The organism is Sphingomonas sp. EU05-FHT14C10 (assembly GCF_058790595.1).
This window is the reverse complement of sequence record NZ_JBYTEN010000006.1, coordinates 73,530-94,317: the sequence shown is the minus strand read 5'-3', so window position 1 is coordinate 94,317 and position 20,788 is coordinate 73,530. Positions and strand designations below refer to the sequence as shown.

21 protein-coding genes are annotated in these 20,788 nt (G+C 66.7%); 16 read left to right on the top strand and 5 right to left on the bottom strand.

Annotated features, from left to right (window positions below):
• The first annotated feature begins 27 nt into the window (after positions 1-27).
• The 4 genes from AC3WT0_RS08470 to AC3WT0_RS08455 all read left to right on the top strand — a co-directional run bounded on the left by AC3WT0_RS08470 (position 28) and on the right by AC3WT0_RS08455 (position 2,366).
• Entirely contained in the window at positions 28-621 is a 594-nt protein-coding gene (locus tag AC3WT0_RS08470; protein WP_492753072.1) for a c-type cytochrome, read from the top strand.
• A 42-nt stretch (positions 622-663) separates the two neighbouring features.
• Positions 664-1,110 carry a DUF305 domain-containing protein gene (locus AC3WT0_RS08465; protein WP_492753071.1) on the top strand — a complete coding sequence of 149 codons (447 nt, stop codon included), beginning with the start codon at positions 664-666 and terminating at the stop codon, positions 1,108-1,110.
• A gap of 40 nt (positions 1,111-1,150) precedes the next feature.
• Positions 1,151-1,858 (top strand): PepSY domain-containing protein, encoded by a 708-nt coding sequence (locus AC3WT0_RS08460; protein WP_492753070.1) that lies wholly within the window; start codon positions 1,151-1,153, stop codon positions 1,856-1,858.
• 64 nt (positions 1,859-1,922) lie between these two features.
• On the top strand, positions 1,923-2,366 hold the full coding sequence (locus tag AC3WT0_RS08455) for a DUF411 domain-containing protein (RefSeq protein ID WP_492753069.1): 444 nt from the start codon (positions 1,923-1,925) through the stop codon (positions 2,364-2,366).
• 15 nt (positions 2,367-2,381) lie between these two features.
• Here the strand turns inward: AC3WT0_RS08455 and AC3WT0_RS08450 are convergent, their stop codons facing one another.
• Entirely contained in the window at positions 2,382-2,618 is a 237-nt protein-coding gene (locus AC3WT0_RS08450; protein ID WP_492753068.1) for a hypothetical protein, read from the bottom strand.
• Between the two features lie 503 nt (positions 2,619-3,121).
• Between AC3WT0_RS08450 and AC3WT0_RS08445 the strand changes: the two genes are divergently transcribed.
• A complete protein-coding gene (locus AC3WT0_RS08445) occupies positions 3,122-3,307 on the top strand; it encodes a hypothetical protein (protein WP_492753067.1) in 186 nt (61 codons plus the stop codon).
• Between the two features lie 15 nt (positions 3,308-3,322).
• Entirely contained in the window at positions 3,323-3,883 is a 561-nt protein-coding gene (locus tag AC3WT0_RS08440) for an SRPBCC family protein (protein WP_492753066.1), read from the top strand.
• Here the strand turns inward: AC3WT0_RS08440 and mgtA are convergent.
• Genes mgtA through AC3WT0_RS08420 form a run of 4 tightly spaced genes read right to left on the bottom strand, consistent with a single transcriptional unit; the run spans position 3,872 to position 10,286 of the window.
• Positions 3,872-6,490: a magnesium-translocating P-type ATPase gene (gene mgtA / locus AC3WT0_RS08435; protein ID WP_492753065.1), complete on the bottom strand. Its 2,619-nt coding sequence runs from the start codon at positions 6,488-6,490 to the stop codon at positions 3,872-3,874. The genes AC3WT0_RS08440 and mgtA overlap by 12 nt on opposite strands.
• The gene (locus tag AC3WT0_RS08430; RefSeq protein ID WP_492753064.1) at positions 6,491-7,399 is read right to left on the bottom strand and encodes a ribose-phosphate diphosphokinase; all 909 of its coding nucleotides are present in this window, start codon (positions 7,397-7,399) and stop codon (positions 6,491-6,493) included.
• The gene (locus AC3WT0_RS08425; RefSeq protein ID WP_492753156.1) at positions 7,396-8,901 is read right to left on the bottom strand and encodes a thymidine phosphorylase family protein; all 1,506 of its coding nucleotides are present in this window, start codon (positions 8,899-8,901) and stop codon (positions 7,396-7,398) included. Before AC3WT0_RS08425 ends, AC3WT0_RS08430 begins: the two co-directional genes overlap by 4 nt.
• A gap of 20 nt (positions 8,902-8,921) precedes the next feature.
• A complete protein-coding gene (locus AC3WT0_RS08420; protein WP_492753063.1) occupies positions 8,922-10,286 on the bottom strand; it encodes an MBL fold metallo-hydrolase RNA specificity domain-containing protein in 1,365 nt (454 codons plus the stop codon).
• Between the two features lie 173 nt (positions 10,287-10,459).
• Here AC3WT0_RS08420 and AC3WT0_RS08415 point away from each other — a divergent pair, with 173 nt between their 5' ends.
• The 10 genes from AC3WT0_RS08415 (at position 10,460) to AC3WT0_RS08370 (ending at position 20,786) form a co-directional block, all read left to right on the top strand.
• Complete coding sequence (locus AC3WT0_RS08415) at positions 10,460-11,467, top strand: hydroxyacid dehydrogenase (protein WP_492753062.1); 1,008 nt, start codon at positions 10,460-10,462, stop codon at positions 11,465-11,467.
• A 189-nt stretch (positions 11,468-11,656) separates the two neighbouring features.
• Positions 11,657-12,016, top strand: a complete 360-nt coding sequence (locus AC3WT0_RS08410; RefSeq protein WP_492753061.1) for a hypothetical protein — start codon at positions 11,657-11,659, stop codon at positions 12,014-12,016.
• A 232-nt stretch (positions 12,017-12,248) separates the two neighbouring features.
• Entirely contained in the window at positions 12,249-13,796 is a 1,548-nt protein-coding gene (locus AC3WT0_RS08405; RefSeq protein ID WP_492753060.1) for a PAS domain S-box protein, read from the top strand.
• Entirely contained in the window at positions 13,786-14,406 is a 621-nt protein-coding gene (locus AC3WT0_RS08400) for a response regulator transcription factor (protein ID WP_492753059.1), read from the top strand. Before AC3WT0_RS08405 ends, AC3WT0_RS08400 begins: the two co-directional genes overlap by 11 nt.
• Positions 14,407-14,544: 138 nt before the next feature.
• Entirely contained in the window at positions 14,545-14,913 is a 369-nt protein-coding gene (locus tag AC3WT0_RS08395; protein WP_492753058.1) for a response regulator transcription factor, read from the top strand.
• 160 nt (positions 14,914-15,073) lie between these two features.
• Positions 15,074-15,748 carry an RNA polymerase sigma factor gene (locus tag AC3WT0_RS08390; RefSeq protein ID WP_492753057.1) on the top strand — a complete coding sequence of 225 codons (675 nt, stop codon included), beginning with the start codon at positions 15,074-15,076 and terminating at the stop codon, positions 15,746-15,748.
• Positions 15,749-15,915: 167 nt separating this feature from the next.
• Positions 15,916-16,887 carry an HlyD family secretion protein gene (locus AC3WT0_RS08385; RefSeq protein WP_492753056.1) on the top strand — a complete coding sequence of 324 codons (972 nt, stop codon included), beginning with the start codon at positions 15,916-15,918 and terminating at the stop codon, positions 16,885-16,887.
• A gap of 4 nt (positions 16,888-16,891) precedes the next feature.
• Positions 16,892-18,586, top strand: a complete 1,695-nt coding sequence (locus AC3WT0_RS08380; RefSeq protein WP_492753055.1) for an ATP-binding cassette domain-containing protein — start codon at positions 16,892-16,894, stop codon at positions 18,584-18,586.
• The gene (locus AC3WT0_RS08375; RefSeq protein ID WP_492753054.1) at positions 18,583-19,680 is read left to right on the top strand and encodes an ABC transporter permease; all 1,098 of its coding nucleotides are present in this window, start codon (positions 18,583-18,585) and stop codon (positions 19,678-19,680) included. Before AC3WT0_RS08380 ends, AC3WT0_RS08375 begins: the two co-directional genes overlap by 4 nt.
• Positions 19,681-19,682: 2 nt before the next feature.
• On the top strand, positions 19,683-20,786 hold the full coding sequence (locus AC3WT0_RS08370; protein WP_492753053.1) for an ABC transporter permease: 1,104 nt from the start codon (positions 19,683-19,685) through the stop codon (positions 20,784-20,786).
• Positions 20,787-20,788: the final 2 nt, after the last annotated feature.

Sequence of the window (20,788 nt, the reverse complement as noted above, 5' to 3'; positions counted from 1 at the left end):
CGGTGCTTGCCGGCCGAGGAGAAGGCGATGGACAGGGAAATGATGCGGCGCCACCTGCCGAGCTGGTCGTTTGTGGGTGTGCTGGCGGCGCTGCTGCTGCTTTTCGCAGTCATGTTCGTCTATTTCGGCATCTACAACATCGCCGCCGATGCGCCACACACGCCGCCCGTTTATTCGCTGCTCGAAAGCCTGCGCGATCGCTCGATCCGGGTTCATGCGCAGGGAATCACGCCGCCCGCCGACCTCAATGGGCCGACGCGGATCGCGACCGGGGCCGGCCTCTATGCCGAGATGTGCTCAAGCTGCCATTTGGGGCCGGGCGTCGAGCGGTCCGAGCTCAGCCAGGGCCTCTATCCCCAGGCACCCGAACTCGCCAAGGCGCAGGACCTGAACGCCTCCGAGCAGTTCTGGATCATCAAGCATGGCGTCAAGCTGAGCGCGATGCCCGCCTGGGGCAAGACCCATCCCGATCCGCTAATCTGGGACATGGTCGCGTTCATCCGCAAGCTGCCGGGCATGACGCCTGATGAATATAAGCGTCTCGTTGCCAGCGCCCCGGGCGATCATGACGAGATGATGAAGGATATGCCGGGGATGAAGGAGGCGCCTGAGACGAAGTGAACGAACGGACGAGCGCGGGGCAGTGCAAGGAGCGACGACGAGATGATGAAGAACCCTTATGTGAGCCTCGCGCTGCAGACCATTGTCAGCGGCATCATCATGTATCTGGTGATGTTCGTGATGATCGACAGCCTCGGCAGTTTCTACAACAATCTCAACATGTTCTACATGACGCTGATGATGGTCGCGCCGATGGTGGTGCTGATGGTCCTGGCGATGAAGCACATGTTCCCCTCCAGGACCGCCAATGTGGCCTTGCTGGCGGTATCGGCGCTAGCGTTTCTGGGCTGTTACGCGCTGATCCGCACCCAGACGACAATCGGCGACACCCAGTTTCTGCGCTCGATGATCCCGCACCATTCGGGCGCGATCCTGATGTGCAGGGAAGCAAAGCTCAGCGACCCGGAGATCATCGCGCTTTGCGAGCGGATCAAGCGGTCGCAGGCCGAGGAAATCGATCAGATGAAGGCCATTCTCGCGCGCCGATAGACGCGCGGGCCGAAGCGGGGGAAGAATGAGAAGTACAAGATTGCGGCTACACATCGGCGCGAGCCGTCTGCATCGCTGGCTGGCACTCGTCATCGGCGTGCAATTGCTGCTTTGGTTTTCGAGCGGGCTCGTGATGAGCCTGTTGCCGATCGACCGCGTGCGCGGCGAGCACCTGGTCGATCGCGAGGCCGCCGCCGTCTTGCCCGCAAGCGCGAGCTATGTCTCGCCCCAGGCGATCATCGCGGCGAGCGACACGCCGGTTCGCGCGCTGCGCCACCGCATGCTGCTCGGCCGACCGGTCGTCGAGGCCGAGACGGGCTCCGGCCTCTCGCTCTACGATGGGACCACAGGCGTCCGCCTTCCGCCGGTCGATGCCCGTCAGGCAGAGGCGATCGCGATCGGCGCCTATCGCGGCGGCCCCAGGCCCAAGGCGACGGTCGAGCGCGTCACGGCCGCGAGCACCGAATATAAGGGACGCGTGCCGGCCTGGCGCGTCGTGCTCGCGGACGCCGACAATACCCGCGTCTATGTGACCGATACCGGCACCATCGCCGCGGTCCGCACCGGCACCTGGCGGCTCTACGACTTCTTCTGGGGCCTCCACATCATGGACTGGAGCGAGCACGAGAATTTCAACACGCCCTGGCTGAAGGCGTTCGCATTTGGCGGGCTGGCATTGGCGATCGCCGGCACGATCCTGCTCTATCTGCGCTGGCCGCGGCGCCGGCGACGGCGGGCGGAGGGGTGACCGCCAGGCGTACGTATGGAAGGAGCCCGGCAATGCCCGGGAAGGATATGACGGAGGATCGACGATGACTCGCTTTCGTATATTGGCCGCAGCGCTTGCCTTTGCGGTACCCGCCGCTGCGGTGGCCGCCGGGCCCGTCATCGTTCATCGCGATCCCGGGTGCGGTTGCTGCGAGAAATGGGCGGCGATGGTGAAGGCGCAGTTCGGCCGGCAGGTCCAGATTGTCGACGACGCCAAACGGTCGGCCTTCCAGCGTGCGCATGGCGTTCCCGCCGACCTCGCATCCTGCCACACGGCAGCGATCGACGGCATGACCTTCGAGGGCCATGTGCCGATCGCCGATATGAAGCGCCTGCTCGCCACGCATCCCAAAGGCATCACCGGGCTCGCGGTAGCCGGCATGCCGATGGGCTCGCCCGGAATGGAGATGCCGGGAATGCGCGGACAGGCCTATGACGTCATCGCGTTCGGCCCAGGCGGGCGAAAGATATTCGCGCACCACGGTTGATCGCGCCAGGCGCGATCAGCCGTCGATCGTCAGGATCAGAAGGTCGACGAGATTGCCGGGCTGGTCGGAACAGACATGGTCGAGATGGATGGCATAGCCGTCGCCTTCGTTGCGCCGGACTCGCGCCACCGCATTCTGGAAAGCCTGGAGATCGGATGGTTTGTCGCTCGCCGGCCGGAGCGTGGCGCCGCCCTCGGTCCGCTCGATGATATAATATCCGCCGCCTTCGAACAGATCGTCGATGAATGCCACTTGTGTCTCCCTGACTGGCGTATCGGGCAGGCCGAGGTCCGATGTCCAGTGTCGCGCTGGCGGTTGTCTGCCGGCGCCGACGGCTAGCGTGCGTGGATGTCTTCCCAACCCAATCCGCGTCTCGCGATCCTCAGAGACAAGATCGAGCGCATGCTGCCGGAGCAATTCCTCGCGATCGTCACAAGCGAGCGGATTTCCGTCAAGCAGCCGGGATCATGGCGCTGACCGCGTCGGTAGCTCTTCAATCGCAGAGCAATCCGCGCGATCCCCTATGGTACCTTACGTATCGAACGTGTCTGGACTCGGCCGCATCCTCAGGTCCGGATCGGCGGCTGTGCTGCCCCGGACGAAAGGAAAGCGCCGTGTCATTTCTAAGACCTGCCCTTGCCGCCGCCCTGTTTGCCGCGGCGCCCGCGTTTGCACAGGACCATCAGCACGAGGGCCAAGCCGCCCCTGCACCCCAAACGCCCCAGCCGAATGCATCCTGCCCAATGATGAAGGGAATGATGAACGGCCAGCCCGGAGGCACCATGCCGATGCCCCAGGACAAGCGCGACGGCACGGCGCCCGCGCCTGGCGCGGGCGGCATGCCGATGGCACCGGGTAAGATGGCGGACATGCCGTGCATGAAGAAGCCCACAACGGCGCCCGAGCCGCCGCATGATCACAACCATCCGGCCGGCCAATAAGCGGGAGATCCGGCGATGGCCGCCGTCGCGCGATCGACCTCTGCGTCAGAGGTGCAAGACCGTCATTTCGAGCGCTCGCGCCTGCTGTTGGCGGCGCCTCAAGCCTTGTTCGCGCATCTCGATGACCAGACACGGCTCGCCGGCCATATGACGAGGCCCTCGGCGATGATGGGGGGCGGGCGCATGACCTACGCGTTCGATAGTCGGCGCGGCATGGCGGTCGGGTCGCACATCCGCATGGGCGGCTCGGCCTTCGGGGTCACCATGTCGGTCGAGGAGGAAGTGACCGAGCGCGATCCGCCGCGCCGCAAGGCGTGGCGGACGATCGGAACGCCGCAGCTGCTCATCGTGGCGAGCTACGCGATGGGCTTCCGGATCGAGCCCGCCGGCAACGCCAGCCGGTTGACGGTGTGGATCGACTATCGGTTGCCGCAAGGCTGGATCGGCCGGCTGCTCGGCTGGCTGTTCGCCGGCTTCTATGCGCGCTGGTGCGTCGACCGCATGGTATCCGACGCGGAAAATGCCTTTTCAAGTGCGGCGCCGGGAGCGGAACCGGATTTAGGCTTAAGCGCCTAGACGAAGACGCCCGGCTGGAGCCGATCGCCGACGATAATAAAGCTGCTTCGCGAGTTCCGTGGCGACGGCATAGCCAATGACGATCCCCAGGCTGGCGGCAAGCATCGCGGGCGAAAGCGCCACCAGTCCGAACAACGGCGCAAGGCCGGGCATCCATGGCAGCGGCAACGTCACGCCGGCGACCGCGATCGTGCTCCAGAGCAGCAGCCGGCTCGGCCGGCTCCTGAGCGCCGGTCGGCGCGTGCGTACCACCAGCATCACCACCAACTCGGTGAGCAGCGAGACAAGGAACCAGGCCGTCTGGAACAGCGGCGCGTCGGCATGGAAGACCAGGAGCAAAAGCGCGAACGTCACGCCATCGAAGCAGGAGCTGACCAGACCGAACACGATCATGAAGCGCTGGACCTCGCGGACATCCCAGCGCTGCGGTCTGGCGACATGCTCGGGGTCGACGCGGTCGGTCGAGATGGCGATCGACGGCAGGTCCGACAGGAAATTGTTGAGCAGGATCTGCTTGGGCAGCAGCGGCAGGAACGGCAGCAGCGGCGTCGCCAGCGCCATGCTCACCATGTTGCCGAAGTTCGCGCTGGTGGTGATCGCGATATATTTGAGCGTGTTGGCGAAGGTGCGCCGCCCGTCCTCGACGCCCTGGCGAAGCACGTCGAGATCGCGCTGCAACAGCACGATATCGGCGCTCTCGCGCGCGACATCGACGGCCTGGTCGACCGATATGCCGACATCGGCGACATGGAGTGCGGGCGCGTCGTTGATCCCGTCGCCCAGAAAGCCGACGGCATGTCCCGCGCCTTGCAGCGCGCGCACGATCCGTTCCTTCTGCTGCGGATCGATTTCGACGAACAGCTGGGTCTCACGGGCGCGATGCGCGAGCGCGCGGTCGGATATTTTCGCCACCTCGGCGCCCGTCAGCATCGCGCCGGGATCGAGCCCGACGGCGCGCGCGACATGCGCCGTCACATGGCGATTGTCGCCGCTGATCACCTTGACGACGATGCCGAGCGCCTTGAGCTCGGCGATCGCCCTTGCCGCGTCCGGCTTGGCCGGATCGAGGAAGGCAAGGAAACCGAGGAAGGTCATTTCGCGCTCGCTCTCACGCGTGGCGCGGTCGTCCGCCTCAAGGACACGTTCGGCGACACCGAGCAGCCGCAGGCCTGCCTCCCCCTGGGCGCGGGACAATTCCTCCAGCGCCGCGCGAGCGGCCGCGTCGAGCGGGCTTACCTCGCCATCCGGTTGCGCCACGAACGCGCAGACCGCGAGCACGTCCGCCACCGCGCCTTTGGTGACGATACGCGCCGGTGCCTCGGGCACCGCCTCGCGCACGACGATGCTGAGACGTCGTCGCTGGAAGTCGTAAGGGATTTCGCCGAGCTTGCGCAGATTCCCCGCAGTCCAGCCTTCGCTCTTCGCCGCCGCACACAGCGCGGTATCCAGCGGATTGGCGATGCCCGTTTCGAACCAAGCATTCGCATAGCCGGCTTCGCGCACGCGCCGGCTGGGCTGGCCGGTGCTGTCGAGTGCTTCGGCGAGCGAGACCGCGCCGATCGTGAGCGTGCCTGTCTTGTCGGTGCACAATATCTCCATGCTGCCGAGATTCTCGATCGCTTCGAGCCGCCGGACGATGACGCCGCCACGAGCGAGGTGACGCGCGCCGGCGGATAGCGTGACGCTGACGATCGCCGGCAGCAGCTCGGGCGACAGGCCGACCGCCAGCGCCACGGCAAACAAGAGCGACTCCACGATCGGGCGACCAAGAAGTTGGTTCACCGTCAGAACGCCGAGCACGATGACGATCATCAGGTTGAGCAGCATGACTCCGAACCGCCGGACGCCCCGCGCGAAATCGGTTTCCGGCTCGGCTTGGCGGAGCCGCGCGGCCACTGCGCCGAATTGCGTGCGGCTGCCGGTTTCGGCGATCAGCACCCGCGCCGTGCCGGAGCGCACCGCCGAGCCCATGAACACGCAATTGCTCCGCGCAGAGACGGGCGCGTCGGCGGCGGCTGTGCCTTGCGCCTTTTCGACCGGGAGCGATTCGCCGGTGAGCGCCGCTTCGGTCACGAGGAAGTCGTTCGCCTCGAGGATTACGCCGTCGGCGGGAACGAGGTTGCCGGCGGCAAGCAGGACGACGTCGCCCGGGACCAGTGCGTCGCTCGCGACCGCCTGCTCGGCGCCGTCGCGGAGCGTGCGTGACGTGAGCGCGAGCCGCTGGCGAAGCGCGCGCACCGCCTGCGACGCGCGGTATTCCTGCAAAAAGCTCAACAGCGCGCTGCCGATCACGATCGCGAGGATGATCGAGGCATCGATCCACTCGCGCAGCACCAGCGATATGCCGGCGCCGAACAGGAGGATCAGGACCAGCGGGCTCATGAACTGCCGGAGCAGCAGGTTTAAGGCGGAGGTCCGCTGCTCGCCACCCACGCTGTTGGGGCCGGATCGGCGCAGACGTTCGGTAGCCTCCTCGCCGACCAACCCCTGCGCGCCGGCCGACAGCCTGGCAAGGAGCGCATCGATCGAGATGGCCCAATACGGCGCCTCGTGCGCAGCGATCCTGGCGCCGTAGCGCGGGCGGGAAGCGCGCGCGGTTCGCGGCATCTAGCGGCCCATGCTCGCAGCGGCGGCCATTGCCGATCCGATCGCGGCGGCGATCGGACCCGAGACGTCGATGGCGTTGGAGGGATGCGCAATCGTGTTGCTGCTGACGATTCCTGCCGGCTGCTCCGCCTGCAACCGGTCGAACGAATCTCCGGCGAACACCGGGTGAACGGCGACGCACACCGGCGGGCGATGGCTTGCGGCGTGCACCATCCGCACCGCCTCGATCATCGTCCGCGCGCTGGACGCGATGTCGTCGATGATCACCGGCGTTTCATTGGCGGCAAGATCGAGATCTCCGGCTGCGATGCTGACGTCGCGATCGCCGCGCCGCGTCTTGCGCAGCACCGTGAAACGCGCCTGCGCCAGTTCGGCGATCCGGCCCACCCATTGCGTGCTTTCCTCGTCGGGACCGATCAGCATGGGGTTCGGCACATGCGCGCGAAGCCATTCGGCGATCGGCTCCGCGGCGGTCACCGCAAAGCTCGGCACGGAGTAGATCGCACCGAGTGTCGGATGGCGATGGAGATGCGGATCGACCGTGACCAGCCAGTCGACTGCGTCGGAAATCAGGCGCGCATAGCTGACCGAGGTCACGGCCTCGCCCGGCTGGAATGCCTTGTCCTGGCGCATATAGCCCAGATAAGGCGCGATCAGCCCGACGCTGCGCGCCCCCTGTTCCTTCGCCGCGGCGGCCGCGAACAGCAGCGGCAGCGTCCTCGCGTCGGGATTGTCGAGCGTGCACAGGAACACGACGTCGCGCCCCACGACCGGGCTCAGCAGCCGCAGATAGGTTTCGCCGTCGGGGAAGTGCCGGGTGTCGAATGCGCCGGCTTCCAGCCCGGAAGCAGCGGCAAGGGCCTCGGCGAGACCGGCGGCTGCGTTGAGAGCGAACAACATCGGCTTCATTGCGGTCGCACCAGCAGCATGTCGGGATTGGCGGCTGCAAAGGAGAGCGCATAGTGGAGCTCGCCCTGGCTCTCGCCGTGGAGCGTCAGCAACGGCTGGCCCGGCTCGATCCGCTCGCCCGTCCTCACGTGCAACGCGACGCCCGCCGCCTTTGCCCCGGGGGCGCCCGCCAGCTTGGCGACGCGCGCCAGCAGACGGTTGTCGATGGCGCGCAGCACGCCGCCGCGAGGTGCCTCGATCGTATGGGTGAAAGCTGCGACCGGCGGCTCGCGAAAACCGCCCTGCGCCTCGCAGATCGCCATGAACTTGGCATGCGCGCGGCCGTCGTCGAGGATCGCGGCAGCACTTTGCGCACCCGTTCCTGGTGCCGCCTTGCCGCTGAGTTCAAGCACGCCGCCCGCCAGTTGCACGGCCCGCTCGCGCAAGTCCTGCGGCGCTCCCGCGGTGCGGCGAAGGACCGCGAGCACGTCGTGCGCTTCGAGCGCGGGACCGATGCCGACGCCGACCGGCTGAGTTCCATCGGTAAGCATCGGGCGCACCGTCATCCCGAATTCGGCCGCGACCGCGACGAGTTGTCCCGACAGCCGGTCGGCGTCCTCGCGTGTCCGCACCTTCGCAGTCGGTCCGACCGGCAGGTCGAGCAGGACATGCGTCGAGCCGGCGGCGAGCTTCTTCGACAGCACCGAGGCGACCAGCTGGGTTTCGCTGTCGAGATCGAGCGCGCGTTCGACGCGAATGAAGATATCGTCGGCCGGACTGAGCCGCACGCTGCCGCCCCAGACGACGCACCCACCCTCGCGGTCGACCACCGCGCGCATCCGGGCGACGTCGAGATCGACCGGCGCCATTGTCTCCATCGCGTCCGCCGTGCCGGCGGGCGAGGTGATCGCGCGCGACGAGGTCTTGGGAATGACCAGGCCCGCCGCAGCCGCGATCGCCACTACCAACGGCGTGGTGCGGTTGCCGGGAAGTCCGCCGACGCAATGCTTGTCGGCGACGACCATGCTCGGCCAGGCGAGCCGGTCCCCCGCCTCGAGCATCGCGCGCGTGAGCGCGACCGTCTCCGCGAGCTGGGGCGGCTGCGCCGAAAAGGCGGTGATGAACGCGGCGAGCTGGACGTCGGAATAGCGCTCGGCAACCACATCGGCGACGATCGCCTTGAGTCGCGCGGTATCGAGCCTGTGGCCATAGACCTTGGCGCGCACCGCGCTCATCGAATCGAGCGGATTGGGGTGCGCGACATGGAGCCTGGCGTCGGGCGCGACGCCCAGCCTGCGCCAGGCGACTTCGGACAATCCGACCTCGTCGATCGCCAGCACGTCGCTCGAGACCAGGTAGAGCGTCGCGATGATCGACCGCGCGCCATCGCGCACTTCGACCTGGGTGCGTGCGGTCACGCCCTCCGCTCGGCCGACAGGGCAGTCGGAATTCATGAACACGACCGCCTCGCTCTGGGTCTCGACGCCAAGCCGGCGGGCGCGCAGGCGATGCGCTGGGGCCATCGCGCCCGGCGGAGCGTGCCTCATGCGAGCTCGACCCGCTCACCATGCTCGGGAACGCGCGCGGACCACCCCAGCTTTTCGGAGATGTCCCGTCGGAACGTGTCGGACGCGTCGGGTTCGCCATGCGTCACGAAGGCCATGCGCGGTGCGGCCTCAAATCCACCGAGCCAGCGCATCAGTTCGTCGCGGTCGGCGTGCGCCGACATCATGTCGAGGCTCGCGACCTCGGCACGGACAGGAACATATTCGCCGTGGATCTTGAGCTCCTCGGCACCGTCCCGCAGCGCGGCGCCGCGCGTGCCGCCGGCCTGGAAGCCGGCGAGCACGATCGTGTTCCGTCGCACCGGCGCGTAGCGCTTCAGATGATAGAGCACGCGTCCGCCCGTCGCCATGCCGCTCGCCGAGATGATGACCTTCGGCGCCATGTCCTCATCGAGCCGCTTCGATTCTTCCATCTCGCGCACATAGGTGACCTGGCCGCACGCCTCGCGGCACTGCTCCGCGGTGAGGCGGTGCTCGCCGACGAAGTCGCAGAAGATCTCGCTCGCGTTCACCGCCATCGGGCTGTCGAGGAACACCGGCACGTTGGCGATCCGGCCCTGTTTGCGCAGCTGCGCGAGATGAAAGATCAGCGCCTGCGCGCGGCCGACCGCGAATGCCGGGATCACGACCGTGCCGCCGCGCTGAATGGTGCGGCCGATGACGTCCTCGAGCGCCGCCTGGGGCGAGGTGCGGTCGTGCAGCCGGTTGCCATAGGTCGACTCGACGATCAGATAATCCGCCGCGGGCACCGGCTCGGGATCGACCATCGTCGCGTCACCATAGCGGCCGACGTCGCCCGAGAAGACGATGCGCAGACCTTCGCATTCGATTTCGATACTTGCCGCACCGAGAATATGCCCTGCCGGCCGGAAGAGTGCGCGGCACCCCTCGACGACATCGACCGGCTCATGGAAACCGTGCGTGCGGAACGATTGCAGCGACCGCATCGCATCGTCCTGGGTGTAAAGCGGGAGCGCCGGCTTGTGCTTGCTGAATCCCCGCATGTTCGCGAAGCGCGCATCGCCCTCCATCAGGTGACCGCTGTCCGGGAGCAGCAACTCGCACAGCTTGCGCGTCGCGCGCGTGCTGATGATCGGCCCCTTGAACCCGTCGCGCACCAGGGCGGGCAGATAGCCCGAATGGTCGAGATGCGCGTGCGTGAGCAGCACCGCATCGACCTCGGCGGGCGGGATCGGAAACCGCGCCCAGTTGCGCTCGCGCAGCTGCTTGTAGCCCTGGAACAGCCCGCAATCGATCAGGATGCGGTGCCTGCCGGTGTCGAGCAGATATTTGGAGCCGGTGACGGTGCCGGCGGCACCGAGGAAGGTGAGGCTTACGGTCATTCAGATCCCTTTCGCCGCCGCCCGCGAGTCTGGCCGGCGACTTCCGCAAGGACGCCGTATCGAGCGGCACATTACACCCGGACGCGTTTCACCTGCCCGCGCCTGACTAGGGGATCGCCCGCATGTCCCCTCGTCCGGGGCGTCGGTAGTCAGCCACCACGGAGGTAACGCGGATGGATATCGTGGTGTTCGAGGCCGAGGACTGGGAGGCCCGGGCTTGCGCGGCGCTCGCGGACAGGCACCATCTTCAGTGCACCGTCGACCCGCTCAACCAGTCGACCGCCCCTGCCTTTGCGCAAGCCGAGATCGTCACGACCTTCGTCAACTCGCGTCTCGACGCCGCGACGCTCTCGCTCCTGCCCAGGCTCAGGATGATCGCGACGCGCTCGACCGGATTCGATCACATCGACCTCGACTATTGCGCCGGGCGCCAGATCGCCGTCAGCAACGTTCCGAGCTATGGCGACGTCACCGTCGCCGAGCATGTGTTCACACTGCTCCTGGCGCTCGTGCGCAACCTGGTCCCGACCGTGGAAGGCGCGCGCGGCGGCCGCTTCGACCAGTCTGAGCTGCGCGGCACCGACCTTTACGGAAAGACCATCGGCGTGATCGGCACCGGTCGGATCGGACGGCGTGTGATCGCCATCGCCAAGGGGTTCGGGATGGAGGTCGTCGCGGCCGATCTCGCGCCCGACGCCGCGCTGGCGCGCCAGGAAGGTTTCACGTACCTGGACCTGCCCGAGCTTCTGCGGACCGCCGATGTCGTCTCCCTCAACGTGCCTGCGACCGCGACGACCCGCAACCTGATCGGCGACGCCGAGTTCGCGCTGATGAAGCCGGGCGCGATTCTCATCAACACCGCGCGCGGCAATGTCGTCGAAGTCGACGCGCTCGTCCGGGCGGTCGCGAGTGGGCGCCTGCGCGCCGCCGGCCTCGACGTCCTACCCCAGGAACCGCTGATGCGCGACGAGGCGGAAATCTTCCGCGCATCGCCGCCCGATGCAGCGAGCGTCCGCGAACTGCTGGCCAACCATGTGCTCATGTCGATGCCCAACGTGCTCGTCACGCCGCATGTGGCCTATAATACCGTCGAAGCCCGGCGGCGCATCGTCGAGACGAGCATCGCCAACATCGTGGCTTTCGCCGAGGGCAAGCCGATCAACCTTGTCGAGGCCGGCTGAACCGCATCGGCTGCATCGTTGCCGAAGCCGGGCCTTCGCACGACCGTGGCCCGCAAATGATCGCCTGTAACCGGGGCCCGCAAATGATCCCCTGTAAATAGCACCTGGCGCGTGCGTCCCTAGCCGGTAGGAGCCGGGCTCGGGCTCGGAATCATGAAGCCGCGCGCTTCCTGAGGCTAGGGACAGTGGATGAAACTGGCGGTCTTCGAAACCGGCGTGGACGTGGCGCAAGCCATCGGCAGCCTGTGCCCCGCGCTCGAGTGCCGCTGCACGCCCCAGCCGCTCGATATCGGAAATGTCGCCGACTATCGCGATATCGAGATCGTCAGCGTGGGCGAGGGCTCGCGCCTGACGTTCCCGGTGCTGGTCCAATTACCCAACGCCGCGATCATCATCGCGCGGTCGCCGGACCATCCCATCGACCTTCGTTTTTGCGCCAGGGCAGGGATCGCCGTCATCGAATTGCCGGCTCGTAGCGACCCGACGGCGGCCCCTCATATGGACGCCGTGCTGATGGCGGTGCACAAGCTTCTGGAAGCGCGGGCCTAGGCGCTCCCTCGCGGCTGATCGCCGAATGCCCACATGCCGTCGCGGACGGACGGTTCCCAGGGATGCTTTTCGGTCGTCCTCGATGTGCCGGAAAAAAATCGAGCGATCCCGCGAGGGCTGCATCAATTTTCCGCGTAATGATGGAGAAGCGCCGCCTGGAAGGGATTGGCCCGGCTTGGTACGCCTGTTCGCCGGGCGCGCATCCGAGGGCGGTGCGGGGGAATGATAGCCGATGGTCAAATCCGCGATTGTTGCGCCCGACGCCGCGCACGCGATCATGGTCGATGGCTTGAACGACCTGATCGGTCGGATGGACGGATCGGCGATCCTCCTGCTCGATCCCGCCGGTATCATCCTCAGTTGGAACCAAGGCGCCGCGCGCATCCATGGCTGGACCTCCGAGGAGATGGTCGGCCGCCACTATTCGAGCTTGTTTCCCCAACAGGCCGTGGCGGGCGGCGTCCCCGCCCGGATGTGCGAGCTGGCCGAGCGAGTGAACCACCACGAATGCGAACAAGGGCGCGTTCGCAACGATGGCACCGAATTCCTCGCGGAGGTGGCGATCTATGCCATTCGCGACGATGGCGGCGCGATCATCGGCTTTGGCGAAGTCGTGCGCGACATCACCGAGCTGCGGCGGGCAAGCGCGGCGCTCGAGACGAGTGAAGCGCATCTTCGGTCGATCCTCGACTCGATGCCCGACGCGATGGTGGTGATCGATCAATCCGGATTGATCCAGTCCTTCAGCTCGGCGGCCGAACGCCTGTTCGGCTATAGCGAGGCCGAGCTTCTCGGCGAGAATGTCAGCATACTGGCGCCCTCGCCGCACCGTGAGGCCCATGACGGCTATCTCGCGCGCTATCTGCGCACCGGCGAGCGGCGCATCATCGGCATCGGCCGCGTGGTTTCGGGCCGCCGCCGCGACGGCAGCGTCTTCCCGATGGAACTGGCGATCGGCGAAGTGGTCGCGAAGGACGGTCATCAGCTGTTCACTGGCTTCATCCGCGACCTGACCGCGCGGCAGGATATCGAGCGGCGATTGCAGGATCTCCAGGAGGAGCTGATCCATGTCGCCCGGGTAAGCGCCATGGGAACCATGGCATCGACGCTTGCGCATGAGCTCAATCAGCCGCTGACGGCCGTCGCAACCTATCTCATGGCCGCGCGGACGCTGCTTGCACGCGGCGAGCCCGATTCCCTGAGCGACGCGCGGGAAGCGATCGGGGATGGCATCGCCGAAGCCGTGCGCGCCGGCCAGATCGTCCGGCGGCTGCGCGATTTCGTGGCGCGCGGCGACACCGAGCGCGAGATCGTTAGCCTGACCAAGCTGATCGAGGAGGCGAGCGCGCTGGCGCTCGCCGGCGTCAGCCAGCGCGGCATCACGGTACGGGTCGATCTCGATCCGACAGTGGCGCGCGTCCTGGTCGACCGCATCCAGATCCAGCAGGTGCTGCTCAATCTGATCCGCAATGCAATCGAGGCGATGGAAGACCGTCCGCAGCGAGAGCTGACCATTTCGACGCGCGCGCTCGGCAGTGACGAAGTCGAACTCGCGGTCGCCGATACCGGAACGGGTATCGCTCCGGAAGCGCTGGATCATCTCTTCGAGCCCTTCACCAGCACCAAGGCGCAGGGGCTCGGCGTGGGACTTTCAATCTGCAAGACGATCATCGAGGCGCATGGCGGCCGGCTCTGGGCCGAATCGCGCGGGGAAGGCGGGATGATCTTCCGCTTCACGCTCGCGCGTCTCGAGGCAAGCGAGGCGGGCGATGACAACTGAGCGGCTGGTGCATATCGTGGACGACGACGCCTCGGTGCGCCGGGGCACTGCGCTCCTGTTGCGAACGCAAGGCTATCTGGTCGAAAGCCATGCCTCGGGCGTCGCCTTCCTCGACAAGGTGATGGACTCGCGCCCCGGGTGCGTGCTGCTGGACGTGCGGATGCCCGACCTCGATGGCATCGGCGTGCTCGAACGGCTGGCAACGACCGAATTCGATTGGCCGGTCATCATCATGACCGCGCATGGCGATATCGCGACCGCCGTCGCCGCGATGCGGCTGGGCGCGCGCAACTTCATCGAAAAGCCGTTCGAGGAGGACACGCTGATGCTCGCGCTCGACGACGGCTTTGCCCTGCTGAGCCGGAAGGACGAGCTCGACCTGACAGTGGCGGCCGCCGTGGCGCGTCTGGAGTGTCTGACGGCGCGCGAACGCGAGGTTCTCGACGGGTTGGCCGCCGGCCAGACCAACAAGATGATCGCCATCGATCTCGGGATAAGCCCGCGCACGGTCGAGATTCATCGCGCCAATCTGATGGACAAGCTGCGCGTACAGACACTGCCGCAGGCGCTCCGCATCGCGCTCGTCGTCGAACTCGGCGGTCGCTCCTGACGGCCGGTTGCCCCGGTATCGTACCTATTCAGCATTCCGCGCCACCGGGCTAGCGCCAATGGACCGCGGCCGACCCGACCGCCGGCGTGGAGCGATGTTGTGGATCACGGACGGACTTCCGACGCGCAGCGGCCATGTGTGCTGCTGGTCGACGACGACCCAGCAGTCCGCCGCGCGATCACGCTGCTTCTGAGGACGAGCGGATATGCGGTTCGCGGTTATGAGCGGGCGGTGGACCTGCTGCACGACCCAATGGCACGTGCCGCCCAATGCCTGATAACCGATTATGCCATGCCTGCGATCGATGGCGTGACGCTGCTTCGAACGCTGCGGGCGCAAGGCTGGACCGCTCCGGCGATTCTGATCACAGGATTGTACAAAGGCACGATGGAGCAGATGGCGCGCGAGACCGGCTTCAGCGCGATGCTGGAAAAGCCGCTCACCGACGAACGCCTGCTCGATCTGCTCGCCGGCTGCCTGAACGGCGGCGCGCGCGCGTCAGCCTAACGAAGCGCAATCTGAGCGCATGCGTCGGCCGCGAGGCCGTCTTCCGCCGGTTCGCCCAATAACTGCATTCCAATAGGGAAACTCACGTAGGTAACCGCGCGTAGTTTCTGAGCCGATCGCTGGTGATAGCCCTCTGACAAGGCAGCAGAGCGAGGCCATCATGCCAGTAACGATAGCGAAAAGCGGCGCCACGTCGGGAGTTACGCCCAAGTCGAATGATCGCGGTCCTTGCATCTGCGCTCTCGCCGCGGGTCGCGGCCCCGTCGGCGACGACGCGGCGCCCGCCACCGCACTGCGCCTGATACGCGCCGAGCTGGCAAACGGCTATACTCGGTATCGCGCCCTCGCCGCGAAGCGGCTGCGCGACACCAACGCCGCCGAAGATGTCGTCCAGGCGTTCGCGTTGAAGGCGCTCGAGCGCGCCGGGCAGTTGCGCGATCCCCAGGCGGTCCATGGCTGGCTCCGCCGGCTGTTCGAGACGACGCTGATCGACTTCTGCCGCCGCCGCACGACCAGGGGCCAGCGCGAGGTCTCCTTCGATCTCGACCACCATGATCGTGCCGACGAGACCGTCGCCGATCTCGCACCGGACCCTTCGAACACCGTGATGGCGACGCTGGCACGGCTCAAGCCGGAATATGCCGATACCATCTATCGGCTCGACCTGCTCGACCAGCCGAAGCAGCTGGCGGCCGACCAGCTCGGTATTACCGTGAACAACCTTGCGGTTCGCGCGCATCGTGCGCGCCGGGCACTGCGCGACGCGCTCGACGCGATGCCGATCTCGGGGATGACCCCGGCACGCGCTCCCGCCTTTGCCCAGGCTTACGCCTGAAGGACCCGAATCCGGCTTTGCGCCGCCATCCTTGAGACGCGCGGCGCAATCGCTGCCGCCGGGAGGGCGCATCCGCGTAATATCGGGCCGGACGTGGCGTCTACTATCGTGCGGCATCAGGGATACCGGCGCCGCAGCTGAGACTGGCTGAGCATCCGGAGATTCCCTTGACGTTACCAGCCCGACGCACGCCTCTCCTGGTCGGCTTGGGACTCATCATTCTGGTGATCGGCTCGGCGGCCCTCTATTGGGTGCTCCAGCCGCGTCCGCAGGCAACGCAGCTGATCTACGGCAGCGGGCGTATCGAAGCCGACGAAGTGAGATTGAGTTCCGAAGTTCCCGGGCGCGTGCTGGAGAATCGCGCGATCGAGGGATCCAGCGTCACTTCGGGCATGCTCGTGGTTCGGATCGATCCCGTCGACTACGAGCTGCAGGCGGATCGCGCCAAAGCCCAGCGCAATGCCGCGCGTCTGGCCGCGGTGCAGATCGACGGCCAGATTGCGCTCGCCGCGCATCACGCGATGACCGCCAAAACGGACCTTGCGCGCTACGAGGAACTGAGCCGGCGCGGTTGGGTCTCGGCGCAGCGCCTCGACGTACAGCGCAACGCCTATGTCGCCGCCGCCGAGCAGGTCGGCGTCTTCCGCGAGCAGCGTGCCGGTGCCACGGCACAGGCCGATGCCGCGCAGAAGACGCTGGCGCTCGCGCGTTCACAGATCGGGAAGACGCGCGTCTATGCGCCGCTCACCGCCGCTGTGCTCGAGCGCCTGGTAGAGCCCGGCGAAGTCGTCGCCGCGGGCCAGCCGCTCGCGATTCTCGCCAATCTCTCCACGGTCCGGCTCAGGATATTCATCAGCGAAGCCGACCTCGGCCGCATTCGCCTCGGCTCCGCGGCACGTATCCGGGTGGACGCCTTTCCCGGCCGCGACTTCACCGCCCGCGTGACGCGGATCGATGCGCAAGCTCAGTTTACGCCGCGCGACGTGCACATGAAGGACGAGCGCAGCCGCACCGTCTATGGCGTGACGCTGGAAGCCGCCAATCCGGAGGGCCTGCTCAAGCCGGGTATGCCGGCCGACGCCTGGATCCTCTGGGATCCCAAGGCGGGCTGGCCCGCCGAACTGCGCGTTCCGGAATAGATCGGTGGCGCGCGCCCCGGTGATCGAAGCGCACGGCCTTGGCCGCCGCTATGGGGACCGCACCGTGCTCCAAGATATCACCTTCGATGTCGCGCCGGGGCAGGCATTCGGGGTGGTTGGTCCCGACGGCGCCGGCAAGACCACCTTGCTGCAGATGCTGGCCGGCATCCTGCGCCCGAGCTTCGGCACGGGTCGCGTCTTGGGCGAGGACCTGGGCAAGCACCCAGAGCGGGTGCAGGCGCAGGTCGGCTATATGTCGCAGGGCTTCTCGCTCTACGACCGCCTGAGCGTCGCGGAGAACATTGCCTTCGCCGCAGCGATCCGCGACGTGCCCCGGCAAGACTATGCCGCGCGAAAGGCGAGGTTGTTGGCGATGGCCGGGCTCGAGCGGTTTGAAGACCGGCCCGAAGGCGCGCTGTCCGGCGGAATGCGCAAGAAGCTCGCGCTCTGCGCCAATCTCATCCACGAGCCGCCGCTCCTGATCCTCGACGAACCGAGCCTCGGCGTCGATCCGCTTTCGCGGCGCGAGCTGTGGCGGATCCTCGAGGCGGCGCGCGGCGAAGGTCGATCGATCGTGTTCGCGACCTCCTATATGGACGAGGCGGATGCCTGCGACCACGTGCTGCTGCTGCGCGAGGGGCGGACGCTGGCGCTGGGTGCGCCCCCCGAGTTGCGCGAAGCGGCGCGACGGCGCGTCTATCGCGTGACTGCCCCCGAGCCCTATGCGCTCGAGAGCGAGCTTGCCGCATCGGACGCGGTACTGAGCTTCCAGAAGCACAGTCGCACCGGCTACCGCGTCCAGACCGCGACGGCCTTGCCCCCGGAGTTCGCCGCAGCAACCGCAGTGGACGCGGTGGAACCCGATATGGAAGACGTGTTCACCGTCCTGTCGATGGAGCCGGGAGCACGTGCGGCAGTCGAGACGGTGGCGCAGCGTTCGGCAACCGCCGGGATTGTCGTCGCCGCAGCCGCAGTCACCCAGCGCTTCGGCCGGTTCGTTGCGGTCGACCGGGTCGATCTCGATATTCGGGCCGGCGAGGTGCTCGGTCTGCTCGGCCCCAACGGCGCGGGCAAGACCACGTTGATCCGAATCCTGTGCGGCCTGCTCGCCCCGAGCGAGGGCAGTGCCCAGGTCGCCGGCTTCGACGTCGCACGGCAAAGCGAGCAGGTGCGTAGCCGGATCGGTTATGTCTCGCAGAAATTCTCGCTGTTCCCCGATCTGACAGCCCAGGAGAATCTGGGCTTTTTCGCGCGCGCCTATGGCGTGGCGCCACGGCTGATGCGGGAACGCATCGCCTGGGCAAGCGAGCGCGCCGGCTTCCCGATGGCGCAGGATGGATTGGTGCGAAGCCTGTCCAGCGCGTTGCGCCAGCGCCTCGCGCTGGCCTGCGCCATTCTCCATCGGCCGAAAGTGCTGTTTCTCGACGAGCCTACCTCGGGCGTCGATCCCTTGTCGCGTTTTCGCTTCTGGCGCCTGATCGCGGCGCTCGCCGGCGACGGCGTCGCGGTCATCGTCTCCACTCATTATCTCGAGGAGGCGACCTATTGCGATCGGCTCGGGATGATGATGGATGGCCGGATGATCGGCCTCGGTCCGCTCGAGACGCTCCAGCGCGAGCTCGGACTCGCCGATGCGCGTGTCGAGGAGGTCTTCCTCGGGCTGATCGCGCGCGAGCGCAAGCAGGCGCAGGCCGCGTGAAGCCGTCGCGCGTCCTCGCCTTCTCGCGCAAGGAAGTGCTCGAGATCGTCCGCGATCCGGTCACGATCTGGCTGTCTCTGTTCATGCCGGTCGTGATGCTGTTCCTGTTCGGCTACGCGCTGTCGTTCGATGTGGAGAACGCCCCGCTCATGGTCGTCGACCATGACAAGAGCGTCGCCAGCCGGTCGCTGACCACGCAGTTTCTGAACACGCCCTATTTCCGCCTCGCTGGAAGTCCGGAAGACGAGCGCATGGCCGAGCATGCGCTGATGGAAGGCCGCGCCCGCGCCGTCCTGTCAATCCCGCCCGGGTTCGGTCGCCAGCTCGCCCAGGGCCGGAGCGCTCCCGTCGAGTTTCTCATCGACGGCACCTATTCGAGCACCGCCGCGATCGTCTCGGCCTATGGCCGCGCCATCCTCTACGCATTTCCGAGCGGCACGTTGCAATTGCCCGTGCAGCCCGAGGTGCGCGTCTGGTACAATCCGCAGCTGCGCAGCCGCGACTTCCTTCTTCCCGGCCTGTTCGCGGTGATCATGATGACCTTTCCGCCGCTGCTGACCGCGCTCGCGGTCGCCCGCGAGAAGGAGCTGGGCACGATCGCGCAGATCTTCGCCTCGCCGCTCACCAAGGCGGAGTTCATCGTCGCCAAGCTCCTGCCCTATGCCGCTATCGCCGCCGGGCAGCTCGCGATCGTGCTCGCGGCGGGATTCCTCTGGTTCAAGCTCCCGATGCATGGCAGCCTGTTGCTGCTCGCCGGACTGGGGCTGGTCTATGTCGTTACCACGGTCTCAATCGGGCTGCTGATCTCGACGCTGGTCCGCACGCAGATCGCCGCGATGCTGGTCACGATGATCGCGACGCTGATGCCGTCGTTCCTATTCTCTGGCTTCATCTATCCCGTCTTCACCATGCCCGCCTTCTTTCAAGGCTATGCGGCGCGGATCCCGACCATGTATTTCGTCAACATCTCGCGCGGCATCGTCATGCGCGGCGCAGGGCTGGGCGAGCTCTGGTTCAACGCGGTCGTGCTCCTTGTCTATGGCGCGGTCGTGCTGGCGCTTTCGACCTTCCTGTTCAAGAAGCGGATCGCCTGATCATGTGGGGACGGATTTCCGGCCTGCTCGGCAAGGAGTTCGCGCAGATGCTGCGCGATCCCGTGGTGCTCTTCCTGATCCTGTTTCTCGCGACCGTCGAGATGGCGATGTGCGCGATGGCGCTCGGGTTCGACGTCAAGAATTTGAAGCTCGGGGTGATCGATCACGACCGCACGGTCGTGAGCCGGAGCCTGATCCAGGAACTGACGTCGGCCGACACCTTCGTCCTGCGCAACCAATTCTACTCTATGCGAGACGCGGAAACCCATCTGCGCTCGGGCGCGCTCGACGCGCTCATCGAAGTGCCGCCGAACTTCGGCGCGCGGATCGCCGCGGGGCGCCAGGCCTCGGTCGGCGTGGTGGTGGACGGCTCGAACGCCGACGTCGCCGCGCGCGCCCGGGCCTATATCGTCGAGATGACCGCGCGCTTCGCGCAAGCACGGATGCCGGCGACAATGCCGATGGCGGGCGGCGTCGAGCCGGCGGTGCATATCTGGTACAATCCCGATCTCACCAATACCCGGCTCAATGCGCTGGCGATGCTGACCCAGGCGGGCTTCATGCTCGCGATCATCCTGCCCGCGGCGGGACTGGTGCGCGAGAAGCAGGGCGGGACGCTCGAGCAGATCCGCGTGACGCCGATCCGGGCGCACGAGCTGTTCATCGGAAAGATCGTGCCGCCGATCGTCTTCGTGCTGGGATCGCTCTTCCCGTCGCTGCTCGTCATCCGCCTGCTCGGCGTGCCGCTCAACGGCAACCTCGCGACGTTCATCGCGCTCGACTTGATCTTCCTGTTGAGTGCGGTGTCGATCGGCATCTTCATCGCGACGATCACCACCACGCTGCAACAGGCGTTGCTGACCAGCTTCTTCGGCCTCTTCCCGCTCCTGTTCCTGTCAGGCGGGATCGCGCCGATCGAGAACATGCCCTATTGGCTCCAGGTCGGAATCGAGGCCAGTCCGCTGCGCCACTTCATCGACATCACGACCGGACTGTTCCTCAAGGGCGCGGGCATCGTCGAACTCTGGCGGCACGGCGTGGCACTGGTTGCCATCGGCGTGCCGTTGTTCGCGGCCAGCTGGCTCTTGTTCAAGCGGCAATGGTGAGC